The organism is Paraoerskovia sediminicola, from assembly GCF_030296575.1.
In the GTDB taxonomy this organism is placed as follows: Bacteria; Actinomycetota; Actinomycetes; order Actinomycetales; family Cellulomonadaceae; genus Paraoerskovia; species Paraoerskovia sediminicola.
In genome coordinates, this window is the sequence record NZ_AP027729.1 from 2,559,769 (window position 1) to 2,575,267 (window position 15,499).

A 15,499-nucleotide genomic window follows, 5' to 3' on the forward strand; every position below is an offset into this window, starting at 1 on the left:
ACAGATGGCACGTGAGAACAAGCACGGCGGGCCGAGCGTGCTGCGCCTGGTGGTGATCGGCCTCACGGTCGCCGCCGTGGTGAAGGAGATCAAGAAGCCCGAGAGCGAGCGCACCTGGAACGGCACGGTCGCCGGGTTCGTGCCCTACGACTTCCGGTTCCCGACGGTCGAGCGCTTCAAGGAGCGCGTCTGGGACCCCGAGGGCGAGCACATCGTGAGCCCGCACGTCTTCGGCGTCGGGTGGACGCTGAACGTCGGACGCGTCGTGGCCCTCGCCAAGGACGGGTATCAGGCGGTCGCGGACGTCTGAGCGCCGCCGTCCCCGGGCGGCGGTCGACGAGCCTCAGCACCACGAGGCAGACGGTCGCCGGCCCGGGCTCGCCGGGATCGACAGGTACTTTCGCTGCCGCAAACAGTAGGTTGGATGTCGTCTGACACTCACTCGCACTGCGGAGGACGGCGTGGCGAACGACCTGGTGATCGATGTCCGAGGGCTCGAGAAGAACTTCGGGAGCTTCCGCGCCCTCGACGGGCTCGACCTACAGCTCCGCGAGGGAGAGGTCCGCGGGTTCCTCGGGCCCAACGGCGCCGGGAAGTCGACCACGATCCGGATCCTGCTCGGACTCATGCGCAAGTCCGGCGGCACGGCGCGCCTGTTCGGCGCCGACCCGTGGGCGCAGGCCGTCGCCCTGCACCGGCGCCTCGTCTACGTGCCGGGCGACGTCGTCGTCTGGCCCAACCTCACCGGGGGTCAGTGCATCGACGTCCTCGGCGCGTCGGGGCCGCCCGTGGACGCGAAGCGGCGGGACGAGCTCGTCGAACGCTTCGACCTCGACGTGACCAAGAAGTCCCGTGACTACTCCAAGGGCAACCGGCAGAAGGTCGCACTCGTCGCCGCCTTCGCCGCCGACGCCGACCTGGTGGTCCTCGACGAACCCACCTCCGGGCTGGACCCCCTGATGGAGGAGGTCTTCCGCGAGTGCGTCGCGGAGCGGGCCGCCGCGGGGGCGAGCGTGCTGCTGTCCAGCCACATCCTCAGCGAGGTCGAGGTGCTCTGCTCGACCGTCTCGATCATCCGCAAGGGCCGCACCGTGCGGGCAGGGACCGTCGCCGAGCTCCGGACGCTCGCCCGGACCACGGTGCACGCCGTGACGCGGGACGTCGTCCCGCCCCTGCCCGACGTCGCCGGCGACGTGTCGGTCACGACCGTCGACGAGGGGCACGACCTGCGGTTCACCGTCGACCCCGCGCACCTCGACGCCGTCATGCGCCCCGTCGTCGGTGCGGGACTCGTCACGCTCACCGTGCGGCCACCGAGCCTCGACGAGCTGTTCCTCAGCGAGTACGCGCGGGACGAGGCGTGAACCGGTCGGCCGCCGCGACGCCGACGTCCCGGGGCGGACGGCGAGGCGGGTTCGGCTCGGTCCTCGCCCTCCAGCTCCGGACCGGATGGGTGAGGCTCCTCGTCTGGATCGTCTCGCTCGTCGGCGTCTACGCCGCGACGCTCAGCGCGATCTCGAACCTCTACCCGGACGACGCAGCCCTCGAGTCGTACGGCGCGACCCTCGACGGCGACCCGACCGTCGCCGCGATCAACGGCACCCCGTACGGCGCCACCGACCTCGGCGGGGTCGCCGCCAACGAGTACGCGTTCATCGCGGCGATCGCCGTGCCGCTCATGGGGCTGTTCCTCGTCGTCGCGCAGACGCGCGCGCAGGAGGAGTCCGGCCTGCTCGAGCTGCTGCGCTCCCGGAGCATCGGCGCGCGGGCGCCGTGGCTCGCCGCGTTCCTCGTGACCGTCGTGGCGTTCCTCGCCGTCGGCCTCGGGATCTTCGCGGCGGCGCTCGCGGGCGGGGTCGACGCCGGGGCCGTCGGGCTCTACGCCCTCTCGATCTCTGCGCTCGGCATCTTCTTCGCGGCGCTGGCGACGTTCGTCGGGCAGTTCGTGCGGCGCGGGTCGGGTGTGACGTCGGTGGGCGTCGGGGTGCTCGGCATGGCCTTCGTGACCCGCGCGATCGGGGACGTGAACGACGACGGCTGGAAGTGGCTCTCGCCCCTGGCCTGGCAGCAGGAGACCCGCCCCTTCGACACGGACCCGCGCTGGTGGCCGCTCGCGCTGACGCTCGGCGTCGCGGCGGTGCTCGCGGTGGCGGGCCTGGTGCTCGTCGCACGTCGCGACCTCGGTGCGTCGCTGTTCGCCGCCCGGCCCGGGCCCGCGCGGGCCGGTGGGTTCGCGCGGTCGTCGTTCGGACTGGCGCTGCGGTCGCACGCGCCGTCGATCGTCGCGTGGGTCCTGGGTGCGCTGCTCGTCGGGGTCGCGTTCGGGTCGTTCGGGGACGACGTCGAGGAGATGGTCGAGGCCAACCCGCAGCTCGGCGAGCTCCTCGGCACCGGCGGCGCGTCCGACCAGTACACCGCGGTCGTGCTGCTGTTGGTGGCGCTCATGGCGCTGGGCGTCGTCGGGCAGGGAGTGGGCCGGGTGCGTGCCGAGGAGTCCTCCGGGCGCATCGAGCCGGTGCTCGCCCGCGGGACGAGCCGCATGCCCTGGCTCGGGCTCCAGGGCGGGGTCGTCGCCGTCGGGGGAGTCCTGACCCTCGTGCTCGGCGGGTTCGGCCTGTCGCTGTCGACCCCGTCGGACGGCGGAGGTTCAGCGGGCTGGGACGTCGTCCTGGCCTCGATCGACTACGTGCCGGCGGTGCTCGCCGTCGCCGGGCTCGGTGTCCTGGTGCTCGGTCTGCTGCCCCGGACGACGTGGCTCGTGTGGCTCGTCGTCGCGTACATCGCGCTCGTGGGGATGCTGGGCGGGACGCTCGACCTGCCGGACTGGGCGATGTCCCTCTCGCCGCTCTACGCGATCGGCCAGGTGCCGGCCGAGAGCGCGTCCGGGTGGGCCGTCGTCTGGCTCTCCGTGATCGCCGTGGTGCTGTTCGTCGGCGGGCTCGTGGCGTTCCGGGAGCGGGACGTGCCGCGAACCTGAGCCGTCAGGCGCCGCCCCCGGGCGGACCGACGACGAGGAGCCCCGCGAAGACCGCGACGACGGCGACGGCAGCCGCCCCGGCGGAGACGGCGGGGTGGGCCAGCAGCGTCCGCAGCAGGCGGTCGTGCCAGGTCGCGTCCCGCGGGTCCTCGGTGCGCTCGCGGCGCCAGCCGCCGTCGAGGCGACCACTGCGGTGCAGCCAGATCTCCGTCGGGACCGTGGCGTACGGGACGACGGCGCTGACGATCGCCAGGGCCGTCGGTCCGGCGCTCCACCGCTGGTTCTTCGCCACGAGCACGGCCGTGACGCCGTAGGCGAGGAACACGAACCCGTGGATGCCGCCGCCGATCGAGACCGCGACGTCGAGGCCCGCGATCGACCGCAGGATCATGCCGCCGATGAGCAGCGTCCACGAGATCGCCTCCGCGATCGCGAGCGTGCGGAACAGCGTCAGGGGTGTGCGGGCCACGGGGTCTCCTCGGGCGGGTCGGTCGGGGGATCGAGCCTACGAGGGGAGGGCGCGGTTCCCTGCACCGGTTCGGGTGCGTGTGGTGCGACTCACCGGAGTCGCGCGCACAGCCGGGCAGCAGAACGGCCCGGAGTCGGTGCGCAGCGGTCGCTACCTCGGGTCCGTCTCGTCAGAACCTTTCCCTTTTGGTAAGGTTTTGACATGACTGAGCCGCGAACCTATCTGGAGCGACTTCGTGAGATCGCGCTCGATCAGCACGGGTACGTCTCGCGCGCCCAGGCGCGCGACGACGGTGTGCCTGACTCCGAGCTGGCGAAGATGGTCGCCCGTGAGCGGATCGAGCGGGCAGCCCATGGCGTCTATCGCATACCCCAGGTGCCAGCGACCCGCTACGACAACTGGGCGCTCGCAGTGCTGTGGACTGGTGCCCCCGAGGCATGCCTGTCCCACGAGACCGCGCTCTCCGCCTGGGATATCTCCGACGTGAACCCGGACCGCATCCATCTCACCGTCACCAGGAGCCGGCGCCTTCGGCGTGTCGGCGGGGACCGCTACGTTGTCCACCACCACGATCTCACCCCGGACGAACGCACCTGGTTCGAGGGCATCCCGACGACCACGGTCACCAGGACGATAGAGGACTGCATCGCCGACGGAACCCCGACCTACCTGGTCGGGCAGGCCCTCGAACGCGGCTCTGCCACGTCTGAACTCACCACGGCCGACCACGACCGCCTGACCCGACTTCTGGAGGCACGCGATGGACGCCGCTGAAACCACGAACCTCGCGTCCGCCCTGAGCGCCCTCAAGCCGAAGGTCAAGGCGCCGAACTCGGCGCGGGTGCTCGACGGATGGATACTGCGGGCCGAACGGCAGCTCGGTTCCGACGGCGGCCGGCTCGGCTGGCTCGTCGCCTCGACCGTCGTCGCTGCCGCGCTCCAGCAGGCTGTCGACGCGCAGGGCCGGCCGATGTTCCTCCTCAAAGGTGGCACGCTGCTCCAGCATCGACTCCCCAGGCTCGCGCGCACGACGACCGACCTCGACGGCCTCGTCCGTGGCGACCTCGATCAGTTCATCGAGACTCTCGACGGCATCTTCGCCCGACCCTGGGGGCCATGCACGCTCCGCCGGGACCGCGCCGAGACCATCGATGTGCCCAACAGGGTCCTCAAGCCCCGCCGCTTCGACATCGTCGTCCGAGTCAACGGAATCACCTGGCGCCGCATCCAGGTCGAGGTCTCCCCGGACGAAGGATCGGCCGGAGCCGAGGACGAGCCCTTGAACTCCCCGTCCCTGGCAGCGTTCGGGTTGCCCACGCCCGACCACCTGATCGGCCTGGCGATGCGCTACCAGATCGCCCAGAAGATCCATGCCGTATCCGACCCGCACGACCCGCCGGCCCACAAGAACGACCGTGCCCGCGACGTCGTCGACCTCCTCCTGCTGCGTGACCTCGCCCGAGAATCAGACTCGCCGACCGATGGCGAGATCCTCGGCGCCGTCATGGACATCTTCGAGGTGCGAGCCCGCGACGCCGCAGCCCTCGGTCTCCCTCAGCGTCACTGGCCGGCTCGCCTGACCGCCCATGCGCACTGGGCAGACTCGTACAGGCGCTCGGCGGAGTCGGCCGGGCTCGGTGTCGTGCTCAGCGACGCGGTCGAGTCGGTCAACACCTGGCTTGCGGAAATCTCGGACGCAGGGGCTGCGCCCGGATGAGCGCTCGCCGTCAAGCCCCTTGAGCGCTCACCCACCCGGGCGCGGCTGATGGCTGCCTGCACAGCTGGCGAGGCCTTTCCTACGGGGCCGTCTGCGCGTTCTGAGGATGAGCACGACTGTGCTCGGACGGCCGCGGCCGAATACCGGACCGAGTCACAAGAAGAGGCCTTGACCTGCGATCGCACCGCAAGCCAAGGCCTCTGTGAAGGACAGTCGAATCTGTCCCCTTGTCCCAGGTGTCAGAGGTTGATCATGTGCCCCGTCAGGCCGTGGAAGCCCTCCTGGAGGGCCTCGCTGAGCGTCGGGTGCGTGTGCACGTTGCGGGCGAGCTCGGTCGCGGTGAGGTCCCACTTCTGCGCGAGCGTGAGCTCGGGGAGCAGCTCGGAGACGTCGGGGCCGATGAGGTGGCCGCCGAGCAGCTCGCCGTACTCGGCGTCGGCGATGAGCTTGACGAAACCGGTGGGCTCGCCGAGGCCGTGGGCCTTCCCGTTGGCCATGAACGGGAAGTTGGTGACCTTGATCTCGTGGCCCTCGTCCTTGGCCTGCTGCTCGGTGAGCCCGAAGCTCGCGACCTGCGGCTGGCAGAACGTGGCGCGCGGCATCATGCGGTAGTCGCCGAGCGTCTGGGTCTCGGCGCCGCCGATGGTCTCGGAGGCGACGACGCCCTGGGCCTCGGCCACGTGGGCGAGCATGAGCTTCGCGGTGACGTCACCGATCGCGTAGATGCCGTCCACGTTGGTGCGCATGTGGTCGTCGATCGCGATGGCGCCGCGCTCGGTGAGCTCGACGCCCGTGTTCTCGAGGCCGAAGTTCTCGACGTTCGGGGCGAAGCCGACCGACATGAGCACGCGGTCGACCTCGAGGGTCTCCTTGGAGCCGTTCTTGGCGGTGTACTCGACGGTGACGGACGAGCCGTTGTCGGTGACCGTCTCGACCTTGGTCGAGGTGAGGATCGGCACGCCGATCTTCTTGTACTGCTTGGTGATCTCCTTGGAGACGTCCGGGTCCTCGTTGGGCAGCGCGCGGTCGAGGTACTCGATGATCGTCACGTCGACGCCGTAGTTACGCAGGACGTACGCGAACTCCATGCCGATCGCGCCGGCGCCGACGACCGCCATCGTCTTCGGCAGGTCGCGGGTGAGGATCTGCTTCTCGTAGGTGACGACGTTCTCGGAGAGCTCGACACCGGGGAGCAGGCGGACCTTGGACCCGGTCGCGATGATGACGTTCTCGAACGTGACGGTCTGCGTCGAGCCGTCGCCGAGCTTCACCTCGATGGTCTTGGCGTCCTTGAAGGTGCCGCGGCCGTCGAGCTCGGTGATCTTGTTCTTCTTCATCAGGAAGTGCACGCCCTTGACGCGCCCCTCCGCGACGGTGCGGGAGCGGTCGAACGCGGCGCCGAAGTCGAACGACGCCTCCCCGCTGATCCCGAAGGTCTTCGCCTGGTGGGTGAAGATGTGGGCGAGCTCCGCGTTGCGCAGGAGAGCCTTGGACGGGATGCACCCGACGTTGAGGCACACACCGCCCCAGTACTTCTCCTCGATCACGGCGACGGAGAGCCCGAGCTGGGCTGCGCGGATAGCGGCCACGTAGCCACCAGGGCCCGCACCGAGGACGACGACGTCGAAGTGGTTGCTCATGGTCCGAGACTATGCCGTTCCGGCGCGTGCGACCCGCTGCGTACGCCATTCGGTCGTCCCCAACCGTATGAGGTGCGACACGCCGCACAGCCGCGCCGGACGACGTCCCTCCCGTCGGTGGCGCGTGCTTGGCTCGTGCCCGTGGACGACGACAAGACGCTGGCCCTGATCAGGACCCTCCTCGCCATCGCGGACGGCGGTTCCCCGTACCCCGAGGAACAGGCGCGGGCGCGCGAGCGCGCCGAGCGGCTCATGCTGCGCCACTCGATCGACGCGGCCACGGCCGTCATGTCCGAGGAGGCTGCGAGCGAGCCCGTGACGGCTGCGTTCCCGGTCGAGGGCTCCTACGTCGTGGACCAGATCGGTCTCGTCGCTGCCGTGTACGACGCGTTCGGGTGCCGCACCGTCAGGTCGCGGCACCGCGCGACCGGTGTCGTCACCGTGCACGCGTACGGCTTCGCCCACGACATGGCGCTCGCGTCGACCCTCACGGACGCGCTCCTGCCGCAGATGCTCCTCGAGATGCACGCGCACGGCGGCTCGGTCAGCGCCAAGAAGGCGTTCGCCATGTCGTTCTCGGCGACCGTCGCCCGCCGGCTGCGCGAGTTCTACGCGGACGCGCTCGTCGAGGCGGAGGCCGAGGGGACGGGCTCCGGGCTCGTGCTGGCAGACCGCGACGCCCGGGTGGAGGGCGCTGTCGCCCGCGCGCACCCGAACCTCAGGAGCGCGCGACCCCGCGCAGCCACGGACCTCGGCGGGTGGGTCGCGGGGGAGTCCGCCGGGCGCCGCGCCGACATCACTGGCCTCGACCGCAAGGTCGGGCCCGACGGACTCGTCCGGGGGATCGCGCGGTAGGCGCGCGGGCTCTGCGCCATCTTCGCCGTCGCTGCCGCATCTGCCGTGTCCGGCGCCCCAGCCGTCTCTGCCGTGTCCGCCGCCTCAGCCGTCTCCGCCGGGCCTGAGGTGCCCGGCGAGGAGCGGTGCGCGTCGTGCCAGGATGGCCGCATGACCGACGACGACGTGGCAGCACTCATCGAGACCATCGAGCAGCAGGAGCGAGAGCTGGTGCTCGGGACGTTCACCGCCGACGACGCGTGGCGGCTCGGGTGCATGGCCGTCGACATCGCCCGCGACCGTGGGCTGCCGATCGTGGTCGACGTGCGCCGGGGGCCGCAGCAGGCCTTCCACGCAGCGCTTGAGGGCGCGACGCCCGACAACGACTCCTGGGTCCAGCGCAAGGTCCGGGTCGTCGAGCGGTTCGCGTCGTCGTCGTACCTCGCGGGGCTCCGATCGCGGCGACGCGGGCAGACGTTCAGCGAGCAGCACCAGCTGCCCTTCCAGGAGTTCGCCGCTGCGGGCGGCGGGTTCCCGGTGCGGGTCGCGGGCGTCGGCGTCGTCGGGGTGCTGACGGTCTCGGGGCTGACCCAGGCCGACGACCACGCGCTCGTGGTGGAGGTGCTGACGAGGTTCCGCAGCGCGACGCCTGCATGACCGCGATCGAGAAGATCCGCCCCGGTATCTGGTCCGTGGCGATCCCGATGCCCGGCAGCCACCTGCCGTACAGCCTCGCCTACCTGATCGAGGACGGCGCCGCGGTCCACGTCGTCGACCCCGGCCTGGGTACGGAGGAGGGGTGGGCGGCCCTGACGGGCGGCCTCGCCGCAGCGGGTCACGGCGTCGCCGACATCGCGACGGTCACCCTCACGCACCTGCACCCCGATCACCTCGGCCTCGCCGACCAGCTCCGCGACGCCGGCGGAGCCACGGTCGCGATGCATTCCGCGGACGTCGAGGGCCTGGCGGCCATGACCGCCGGGCATCACGGGATCCTCGGCGACGAGTCCGGGGCGAGGTCGTGGGGTGTGCCGGCCGCCCGTCTCCCCGAGCTGCTGGCGGTCCGGCAGATCGCCGGTCCACAGCCGACTGCGAGCATCGACGTGCGGCTGGCCGACGGCGATCGGCTCGCGATCGGGGACCGGCACATCGAGGTCGTGCACACCCCCGGTCACACCGCGGGTTCGATCTGCCTCATCGACCGGAACGAGGGCCTGGTCTGGACCGGCGACCACGTGCTGCCAGGCATCAACCCCGGCCTCGGGCTCGGCGGCCCGACCACGACCCATCCGCCGGCCGACTACCTGAGCTCGTTGGACGTCGTCCGACGCCTGGACGACCCGGCGGCGCCGCTGGAGGTCCTGCCGGGCCACGGCGCACCGTTCACGGGTCTGGCTGCCCGTTGCGACGCGCTCGCCGCGCACCAGCAGCGTCGCGCGGACGAGGTCGCCGCCGTGCTGGCCGACGACGGGGGAGCGTCGGTGTGGTCTGTCGCCTCGCGGCTCACGTGGACGGCGGGCTGGGCGCGGCTCGAGGGGTTCCTGCTCGCTTCGGCTCTCGCCCAGACCGCGATGCTCGTGGCTTACGTACGACAGCGGGCCGACCTCCGACCTGACGGTCGGTGATCGGCCCGAGATCAACCGGGGTGGCCCTGGATTACGAGGTGGCGCCGTCGAGCGCGCCGTTCCCGTCGTCCGCGGTGGCGCCCTCGGTGCCGAAGGCGGCGCCGTCGACCGCGCCGTTCCCGTCGTCCGCGGTGGCGCCCTCGGTGCCGAACGCGCCGGCCCCGTCCATGGCCCCGTTGCCGTCGTCCGCGGTGGCGCCCTCGGTGCCGAACCTGCTCTGGTCGGTCGTCTGGGTCTGCACGGTCTGCGTCGTCCCGGTGTCGGCGGCGTTCGCCGGGGCGGTGAAGCTCCACACGACGGCGCCGGCGGCGGCGACCGTGCCGATCGCGGCGGCGATGATCGCGAGGCCCGTGCGGGAGCGCGTCGGAGCGGTGGTGGTCTGGGTGTTGTCGGTGATGGTCATGGTCATCGGTCCTGTCAGCGTGTGGCTCACCTGGATGGTGCGTCGGCGGCAGCCGTGCCGCGACGGGTCGGAGTGCTATCCACTTCGGCGCTGATAGAAGTATAAAACTATTCTGCTAGACAAGCAACAGAAAGTGGGCGACGTCACAGATCGCTGGATCGCGACGCCCAGAGGTTGATCCCGGTGTCGCCCTGCTGGGCATCGATGGCGTCGAGTTCGTCCCGCGAGAGCTCCGGCTCGGCCAGTGCAGCGAGGCTGTCGTCGAGCTGGTCGACCGTGCGGGCGCCGATGAGGACTGTCGTCACCCGTGGGTCGCGCAACGTCCACGCGAGGGCGAGCCGCGCCAAGGTCGTGCCGCGCGCCTCGGCGACAGCGGCGAGCGCCCGCACTCTCGCGAGGTTCTCGTCGCTGAGGTACTCCGGGCGCAGCGGCCCGCTGCGGGCCGCGCGCGAATCCTCCGGCACCCCGTCAAGGTACTTGCTCGTCAGCATGCCCTGCGCGAGCGGTGAGAACGCCACCATGCCCATGCCTGCGTCGTCCGCCACCTGGAGCACCGACTCGCCGGAGTCGTCCGGCTCCTCGATCCACCGGTTGAGCATGGAGTACGACGACTGGTGGACCGTGAGGGGGACGCCCAGGTCGGCCGCGACCGCGAGGGCCTCGCGCGTGCGGGTCGCGGAGTAGGACGAGATGCCGACGTAGTGCGCGCGGCCCGTGCGCCACGCCGTCTCGAGCGCGCCGATCGTCTCGGTGAGCGGCGTCGTCGGGTCGTAGCGGTGGCTGTAGAAGACGTCCACGGCGTCGACGCCGAGGCAACGCAGCGACCGGTCGAGGGACGACAACAGGTACTTGCGCGAGCCGCCGTCGCCGTAGGGGCCCGGCCAGGCGCGGTAGCCGGCCTTGGTGGTCAGGACCAGCTCGTCGCGGCGCCCCCGCAGGTCGCGCCGCAGGATGTCGCCGAGCGACGTCTCGGCCGCGAACGGCGGCGGGCCGTAGTTGTTGGCGAGGTCGAGCTGCGTCACGCCGCGCTCGACGGCGCGGAGCACGATCGCGCGCTGGGTCTCGAGGGCGTTCGCCTCGCCGAAGTTCTGCCACAGCCCCAGCGAGATCTCGGGCAGGTCGAGCCCGGAGCGCCCGGCGCGGCGGAACGGCATCTCAGGGGTGTCGGACGGCGCGGCATCAGTCATGCGACGACGGTATCCGTCGTCGCGGGGTGCCGTCGTCAGGGCCGCGCCGCCGTCAGAGCTCAGGGCTCAGGGCTCAGAAGAGCGTGATGACCCCGAGGGCCCCGACCGCCACCCCGAGCGCGAGCGAGACGCCGATCAGCACCGCGTGCACGGTGAGGAACTTCGTCCGGCGGCCGGCGTCGTCACGTGAGCGAGGGTCCTTCGCGATGCGCTGCCAGAACCGTGGCCAGATGAGCACGTTCCAGAGTCCTGTGACGATCAGGAGCAGCGACCAGCCGAGGGGGAGTTCCATGTCTCCATTCTGCGTCGCTGAACAGGCCCTTCCTGTCCTGCCGGGCGTGCCGTGAGGTGACGAAGGCCACGCCGTAGCACGGCTTTTCCACGCTGCGCACAGGCAAAATGGCGGGATGGCCACCGCTCTCAGCGTCGCGACCGCCCTGACCTTCGTCTGGCTCGGGATGGTGCTCGCGATCTCGTTCCTCGAGGCGCCCCTGAAGTTCCGCGCGCCGGAGATCACGATCCGCCGCGGGCTGGGGATCGGACGCCTCGTGTTCCGCGCCCTCAACGCGGTCGAGGGGGTGCTGGTCGTCGGGGCCGTCGTCGCCCTGGTCGCCGCGGGGCTGCCGGGCCGGCCGGCCGTCGCCCTCGGCGTCGCGGTACTCGCGCTGCTGGTGCAGGTGGTCGGGGGCCGGCCGAGGCTCACGCGACGGTCGGACGCGGTGCTCGCTCTGCCGGACGGCGAGGAGGGGCCCCGCTCGCACGCTCACTACGCGTACGTCGGTCTCGAGATCGTCAAGGTCGTGGCCTTGGCCTGGGCGGGCGTGGGGCTGCTGCTGACACTGGCTGCATGATCTGCGCGGTCGGCGGCCGCGGGGGTCGCGACGTCATAGCGGCCCCGGCTGGCGTCGCGTCAGCGCCGCGTGGGCCCGGGCTGCAGCGACGGTGGAGACGCGAGCTCCGTGGCGTCGGTCGAACGGCGGGGAAGCGACGTTCGCGAGCACCTGGTGGACGTTGCCCTCGTACTGGCGCAGCGAGTACCGGTCGACCGGGCGCCCGTCGGCGTGCCGGTAGCCGGGGGTCCGAGGACCTCCGCTATGCGACCGTCCGGCAGCACTTCGCCGGTGCCTATCGCGGCGTGGGCCAGGACGAGCAGGGCTGCGTCGCGCGTGAAGCCGTGCGAAACAACTCACCGGTGTGGGCGGCGCGCAGGTCGTCCATCCCCGTGCACGCTATCGCTGCCTCGAACTGTCGCAGCAGAGCTTCTCTGTCGTCCGTCACGTGGCCCACGGTAGCGGCCGGCATCCCGGTGTATCGGCGGGCCATCCCCGACGATAGGGTCAGCACCGGTGGCGCGGCCGTCTCGGTGAGCGCTGGTGTCACACATCTAGGAGCGCCGAGGTCGGTGCGCGTCAGGAGAACCCGAACATGAACCGTGAGACCCAGAGGGCAGAGCTGCACAAGACCATCTGGAGGATCGCGAACGATCTGCGTGGGTCCGTGGACGGGTGGGACTTCAAGCAGTACGTGCTCGGGTTCTTGTTCTACCGGTACATCTCGGAGAACCTCGCCGCATACCTGAACGCCGGTGAGCACGAGGCCGGCAACGAGGGCTTCGACTACGTCACGGTCTCCGACGCCGAGGTTTCTGATCCTGACCTGATGCGCGACATCGTGGCGGAGAAGGGGTTCTTCATCCGCCCGAGCGAACTGTTCGCCAACGTCCGCGCCCGCGCCTCGCGCGATGCGAACCTCAATGAGACCCTAGAGCGGGTTTTCCGGAATGTCGAGGCTTCGGCCGTGGGCACGGACGCCGAAAACGATCTCAAGGGGCTTTTCGACGATATCGACGTGAACTCGAACAAGCTGGGCTCAACGGTGGCGAGGCGCAACGAGAAGCTGGTCAAGCTGCTGGACGCGATCGGTGAGCTGAACCTCGGCAACGGGACGTTCTCGGAGAACAAGATCGACGCGTTCGGTGACGCGTACGAGTACCTGATGCAGATGTACGCCTCGGCAGCAGGCAAGTCCGGTGGCGAGTACTACACCCCGCAGGAGGTCTCCGAGCTCCTGGCCCGCATCACGGTGGTAGGCAAGACGAGCGTCAACAAGGTGTACGACCCCGCGTGCGGGTCCGGGTCGCTGCTGCTCAAGTACCGCAAGGTGCTCGGCAAGGAGGGGTGCGGCAGGGGTACTTCGGTCAGGAGATCAACCTGACCACCTACAATCTGTGCCGGATCAACATGTTCCTGCACGACGTGAACTACGAGCAGTTCGACATCGCTCACGGCGACACCCTGATGGACCCGGCGCACTGGGACGACGAGCCGTTTGAGGCGATCGTGTCCAACCCGCCCTACTCCATCAGGTGGGAGGGCGACGCCAACCCGCTACTCATCAACGACCCGCGGTACGCCCCGGCCGGTGTGCTCGCACCGAAGTCGAAGGCGGACCTCGCGTTCACGATGCACATGCTGTCGTGGCTCGCCGTCAATGGAACCGCGGCGATCGTCGAGTTCCCCGGCGTGCTCTACCGCGGCGGGGCGGAGCAGAAGATCCGCAAGTACCTGATCGACAACAACTATGTCGACGCCGTCATCCAGCTCCCGCCCGACTTGTTCTTCGGCACCACGATCGCGACTTGCATCATCGTGCTCAAGAAGTCCAAGACCGACAGCGCCGTGCTGTTCATCGACGCCTCGGAGCACAAGGACCGCGTCGGGAACAAGAACAAACTTTCTGAAACCCACGGGGCCAGTATTCTCAAGGCGTTCACGGCACGCGAGGATGTAGCCCACTTCGCTGGGCTCGTCGACAACGAGGCCATCGCGGAGAACGACTACAACCTCTCGGTGTCGTCGTGGGTCGAGGCCGAGGATACTCGCGAGGTCGTGGACATCGCCGAGCTCAATACCCGCATCGAAGGCATCGTCCTGCGTCAGTCCGCGCTGCGTGAGCAGATCGACGCGATCGTCGTTGACCTTGAAGGAGCGTCTTCGTGAGCATCGCGGGTTCTCTCCTGGGTATGTCCGACGGAGCCGGTGGCGGCAAGCGTGCCGAGGCGCCTGCCGCGGCGAACACGACCTACCTCCCGACGGTGGAGGAATGTTGCATCGCGCTGGCGCGCGAACGCGACTTGCTCGAACGCCCCCTCGACGGCGGGGACGACCAGTGAGCCGCATCGATGAACTGACCAAGCAGTACGCGCCTGACGGCGTCGAGTACAGGGCGCTCGGCGAGGTCGCACAGATCTGCAGGGAACGCGTCGACCATGCCGAAATTGGTGGAACGACGTACGTGGGTGTAGACAACCTCCTGCCCAATTTCGGCGGTCGCAAGGACTCGGACTACGGAGCGAATTCCAGCGGAGCGATCCGCTTCCGGGAGGGTGACGTTCTCCTTGGGAATATTCGACCGTATCTGAAGAAGGTCTGGTTTGCGGACCGTGCTGGCGGAGCCAGTCCAGACGTCTTAGCAGTCTCGCTGCTGCCCTGGGGGCGGGAGCGACTGTTGCCCAAGTTCCTCTACTTCCTGCTCGCGTCGGACCCGTTCATCACCTACTCGATGAAGCACGCGAAGGGTGCGAAAATGCCTCGCGGCGACAAGAAGGCGACTCTTGCTTACAGGATCCCGCTGCCGCCTGTCGAGGTGCAGCGCGAGATCGTTAGGATCTTGGATGCCTTCACGGAGCTGGAGGCTGAGCTGGAGGCTGAGCTGGAGGCTGAGCTGGAGGCTCGGCGGTCGCAGTATGCCCACTATCGGGACACCGTTCTCTCGTTCACTGAGGGAGTGAGAGTCCAGTGGATCTCGATGAGCGATCTCGGGACGCTCTACGGCGGGCTTACAGGAAAATCGAGGGCCGATTTCACCGATGGCAGCGCACCATTCATCACCTACATGAACGTCTTCAGCAACCTCTCAGCAGATATTGCTCCCGACGCGCGTGTGAAGGTGGGGCCGCACGAGCGCCAGACGGCCGTCGCCTACGGTGACGTGTTGTTCACGGCTTCCTCGGAGTCACGCGAGGAGGTAGGCATGGCCTCTGCCGTGGTCCACGAGCCGAGCAGTCCGACGTATCTGAACAGCTTCTGCTTCGGGTTTCGTCCGAACTCGACCGCTGACCTCAACCCAGAGTTTGCCAAGCACCTGTTCCGTTCGCGGGTCATGCGTGACCAGATTGTTAAGACGGCGAACGGTGTGACCCGTATCAACATTTCCAAGGGTCCATTCGGCAAGATGTCCGTCCCGCTGCCTGACGTCGAGACCCAGGTACGTATCGCTGAGGTTCTTGACAAGTTCGAGGCCCTGGTGAGCGACCTGTCCTCGGGACTGCCGGCGGAGATCGACGCGCGTCGTCAGCAGTACGCGTACTACCGGGATCGACTGCTCTCGTTCAACGAGGCTGTCGCGTCATGAGGATCGAGGGCTGACTGGATGCGCCTGTCCGCACTGCTGTCGAAGGCGCCAGAGAATGCCGAGAAACAGGTTGAGCGCTTTCTCGGTGGAATTGACGAGGGGTCTGGCGAACCTATAGTCATCACGGCCGGTTATCATGACATGATTTCTGTTGGCGTCGTTGGGATCAATTTCAATTGTGGGAAATGTCAGGATCAGAGCACTTTCGTTTCGACGGGCGATCTGTCATGCCTA

At 69.3% G+C, this 15,499-nt stretch carries 16 protein-coding genes and 1 pseudogene; 12 read left to right on the forward strand and 5 right to left on the reverse strand.

Annotated elements, in window-relative coordinates:
• The first annotated feature begins 4 nt into the window (after positions 1-4).
• The 3 genes from QUE47_RS11835 (at position 5) to QUE47_RS11845 (ending at position 2,977) form a co-directional block, all read left to right on the forward strand.
• Positions 5-310 carry a DUF5808 domain-containing protein gene (locus QUE47_RS11835; RefSeq protein WP_286217450.1) on the forward strand — a complete coding sequence of 102 codons (306 nt, stop codon included), beginning with the start codon at positions 5-7 and terminating at the stop codon, positions 308-310.
• Positions 311-461: 151 nt separating this feature from the next.
• Positions 462-1,364, forward strand: a complete 903-nt coding sequence (locus QUE47_RS11840) for an ABC transporter ATP-binding protein (protein WP_286217451.1) — start codon at positions 462-464, stop codon at positions 1,362-1,364.
• Positions 1,361-2,977 (forward strand): ABC transporter permease, encoded by a 1,617-nt coding sequence (locus tag QUE47_RS11845; RefSeq protein WP_286217452.1) that lies wholly within the window; start codon positions 1,361-1,363, stop codon positions 2,975-2,977. Before QUE47_RS11840 ends, QUE47_RS11845 begins: the two co-directional genes overlap by 4 nt.
• 4 nt (positions 2,978-2,981) lie before the next feature.
• On the opposite strand, the gene QUE47_RS11850 is transcribed toward QUE47_RS11845, so the two are convergent.
• The gene (locus QUE47_RS11850; RefSeq protein WP_286217453.1) at positions 2,982-3,446 is read right to left on the reverse strand and encodes a DUF3817 domain-containing protein; all 465 of its coding nucleotides are present in this window, start codon (positions 3,444-3,446) and stop codon (positions 2,982-2,984) included.
• A gap of 201 nt (positions 3,447-3,647) precedes the next feature.
• On the opposite strand from QUE47_RS11850, the gene QUE47_RS11855 reads away from it, so the two are divergent.
• Entirely contained in the window at positions 3,648-4,220 is a 573-nt protein-coding gene (locus QUE47_RS11855; protein WP_286217454.1) for a type IV toxin-antitoxin system AbiEi family antitoxin domain-containing protein, read from the forward strand.
• Positions 4,207-5,163, forward strand: coding sequence for a nucleotidyl transferase AbiEii/AbiGii toxin family protein (locus QUE47_RS11860; RefSeq protein ID WP_286217455.1), 957 nt, complete (start codon positions 4,207-4,209; stop codon positions 5,161-5,163). The genes QUE47_RS11855 and QUE47_RS11860 overlap by 14 nt, the downstream gene beginning before the upstream one ends.
• Positions 5,164-5,402: 239 nt before the next feature.
• On the opposite strand, the gene lpdA is transcribed toward QUE47_RS11860, so the two are convergent.
• Complete coding sequence (lpdA, locus tag QUE47_RS11865; RefSeq protein WP_286217456.1) at positions 5,403-6,803, reverse strand: dihydrolipoyl dehydrogenase; 1,401 nt, start codon at positions 6,801-6,803, stop codon at positions 5,403-5,405.
• Between the two features lie 141 nt (positions 6,804-6,944).
• On the opposite strand from lpdA, the gene QUE47_RS11870 reads away from it, so the two are divergent.
• The 3 genes from QUE47_RS11870 (at position 6,945) to QUE47_RS11880 (ending at position 9,262) form a co-directional block, all read left to right on the forward strand.
• Positions 6,945-7,658 carry a DUF7168 domain-containing protein gene (locus QUE47_RS11870; protein ID WP_286217457.1) on the forward strand — a complete coding sequence of 238 codons (714 nt, stop codon included), beginning with the start codon at positions 6,945-6,947 and terminating at the stop codon, positions 7,656-7,658.
• A 150-nt stretch (positions 7,659-7,808) separates the two neighbouring features.
• Entirely contained in the window at positions 7,809-8,294 is a 486-nt protein-coding gene (locus tag QUE47_RS11875; RefSeq protein WP_286217458.1) for a heme-degrading domain-containing protein, read from the forward strand.
• Positions 8,291-9,262 (forward strand): MBL fold metallo-hydrolase, encoded by a 972-nt coding sequence (locus tag QUE47_RS11880; RefSeq protein WP_286217459.1) that lies wholly within the window; start codon positions 8,291-8,293, stop codon positions 9,260-9,262. Before QUE47_RS11875 ends, QUE47_RS11880 begins: the two co-directional genes overlap by 4 nt.
• A gap of 31 nt (positions 9,263-9,293) precedes the next feature.
• On the opposite strand, the gene QUE47_RS11885 is transcribed toward QUE47_RS11880, so the two are convergent.
• From QUE47_RS11885 to QUE47_RS11895, 3 genes are all read right to left on the reverse strand, one after another.
• Positions 9,294-9,665, reverse strand: coding sequence for a hypothetical protein (locus QUE47_RS11885; protein WP_286217460.1), 372 nt, complete (start codon positions 9,663-9,665; stop codon positions 9,294-9,296).
• Between the two features lie 143 nt (positions 9,666-9,808).
• Positions 9,809-10,852, reverse strand: a complete 1,044-nt coding sequence (locus tag QUE47_RS11890) for an aldo/keto reductase (protein WP_286217461.1) — start codon at positions 10,850-10,852, stop codon at positions 9,809-9,811.
• A gap of 73 nt (positions 10,853-10,925) precedes the next feature.
• Complete coding sequence (locus QUE47_RS11895) at positions 10,926-11,144, reverse strand: SCO4848 family membrane protein (RefSeq protein ID WP_286217462.1); 219 nt, start codon at positions 11,142-11,144, stop codon at positions 10,926-10,928.
• A gap of 115 nt (positions 11,145-11,259) precedes the next feature.
• Here QUE47_RS11895 and QUE47_RS11900 point away from each other — a divergent pair, with 115 nt between their 5' ends.
• The 4 genes and pseudogenes from QUE47_RS11900 (at position 11,260) to QUE47_RS11915 (ending at position 15,265) form a co-directional block, all read left to right on the forward strand.
• Positions 11,260-11,703, forward strand: coding sequence for a hypothetical protein (locus QUE47_RS11900; protein ID WP_286217463.1), 444 nt, complete (start codon positions 11,260-11,262; stop codon positions 11,701-11,703).
• 574 nt (positions 11,704-12,277) lie between these two features.
• A pseudogene (locus tag QUE47_RS11905) lies at positions 12,278-13,851 on the forward strand (type I restriction-modification system subunit M).
• Positions 13,848-14,024, forward strand: coding sequence for a hypothetical protein (locus tag QUE47_RS11910; RefSeq protein WP_286217464.1), 177 nt, complete (start codon positions 13,848-13,850; stop codon positions 14,022-14,024). The pseudogene QUE47_RS11905 and the gene QUE47_RS11910 overlap by 4 nt, the downstream one beginning before the upstream one ends.
• Positions 14,021-15,265, forward strand: coding sequence for a restriction endonuclease subunit S (locus tag QUE47_RS11915; protein ID WP_286217465.1), 1,245 nt, complete (start codon positions 14,021-14,023; stop codon positions 15,263-15,265). Before QUE47_RS11910 ends, QUE47_RS11915 begins: the two co-directional genes overlap by 4 nt.
• Positions 15,266-15,499 lie beyond the last annotated feature (234 nt).

What these genes read in the sequence shown, in the direction of transcription:
- QUE47_RS11880 (WP_286217459.1), top strand. Translation starts at nt 8,291, where the DNA reads ATGACCGCGATCGAGAAGATCCGCCCCGGTATCTGGTCCGTGGCGATC.
- QUE47_RS11890 (WP_286217461.1), bottom strand. Translation starts at nt 10,852, where the DNA reads ATGACTGATGCCGCGCCGTCCGACACCCCTGAGATGCCGTTCCGCCGC.
- QUE47_RS11860 (WP_286217455.1), top strand. Translation starts at nt 4,207, where the DNA reads ATGGACGCCGCTGAAACCACGAACCTCGCGTCCGCCCTGAGCGCCCTC.
- QUE47_RS11875 (WP_286217458.1), top strand. Translation starts at nt 7,809, where the DNA reads ATGACCGACGACGACGTGGCAGCACTCATCGAGACCATCGAGCAGCAG.
- QUE47_RS11895 (WP_286217462.1), bottom strand. Translation starts at nt 11,144, where the DNA reads ATGGAACTCCCCCTCGGCTGGTCGCTGCTCCTGATCGTCACAGGACTC.
- QUE47_RS11855 (WP_286217454.1), top strand. Translation starts at nt 3,648, where the DNA reads ATGACTGAGCCGCGAACCTATCTGGAGCGACTTCGTGAGATCGCGCTC.
- lpdA (WP_286217456.1), bottom strand. Translation starts at nt 6,803, where the DNA reads ATGAGCAACCACTTCGACGTCGTCGTCCTCGGTGCGGGCCCTGGTGGC.
- QUE47_RS11835 (WP_286217450.1), top strand. Translation starts at nt 5, where the DNA reads ATGGCACGTGAGAACAAGCACGGCGGGCCGAGCGTGCTGCGCCTGGTG.
- QUE47_RS11900 (WP_286217463.1), top strand. Translation starts at nt 11,260, where the DNA reads ATGGCCACCGCTCTCAGCGTCGCGACCGCCCTGACCTTCGTCTGGCTC.
- QUE47_RS11885 (WP_286217460.1), bottom strand. Translation starts at nt 9,665, where the DNA reads ATGACCATCACCGACAACACCCAGACCACCACCGCTCCGACGCGCTCC.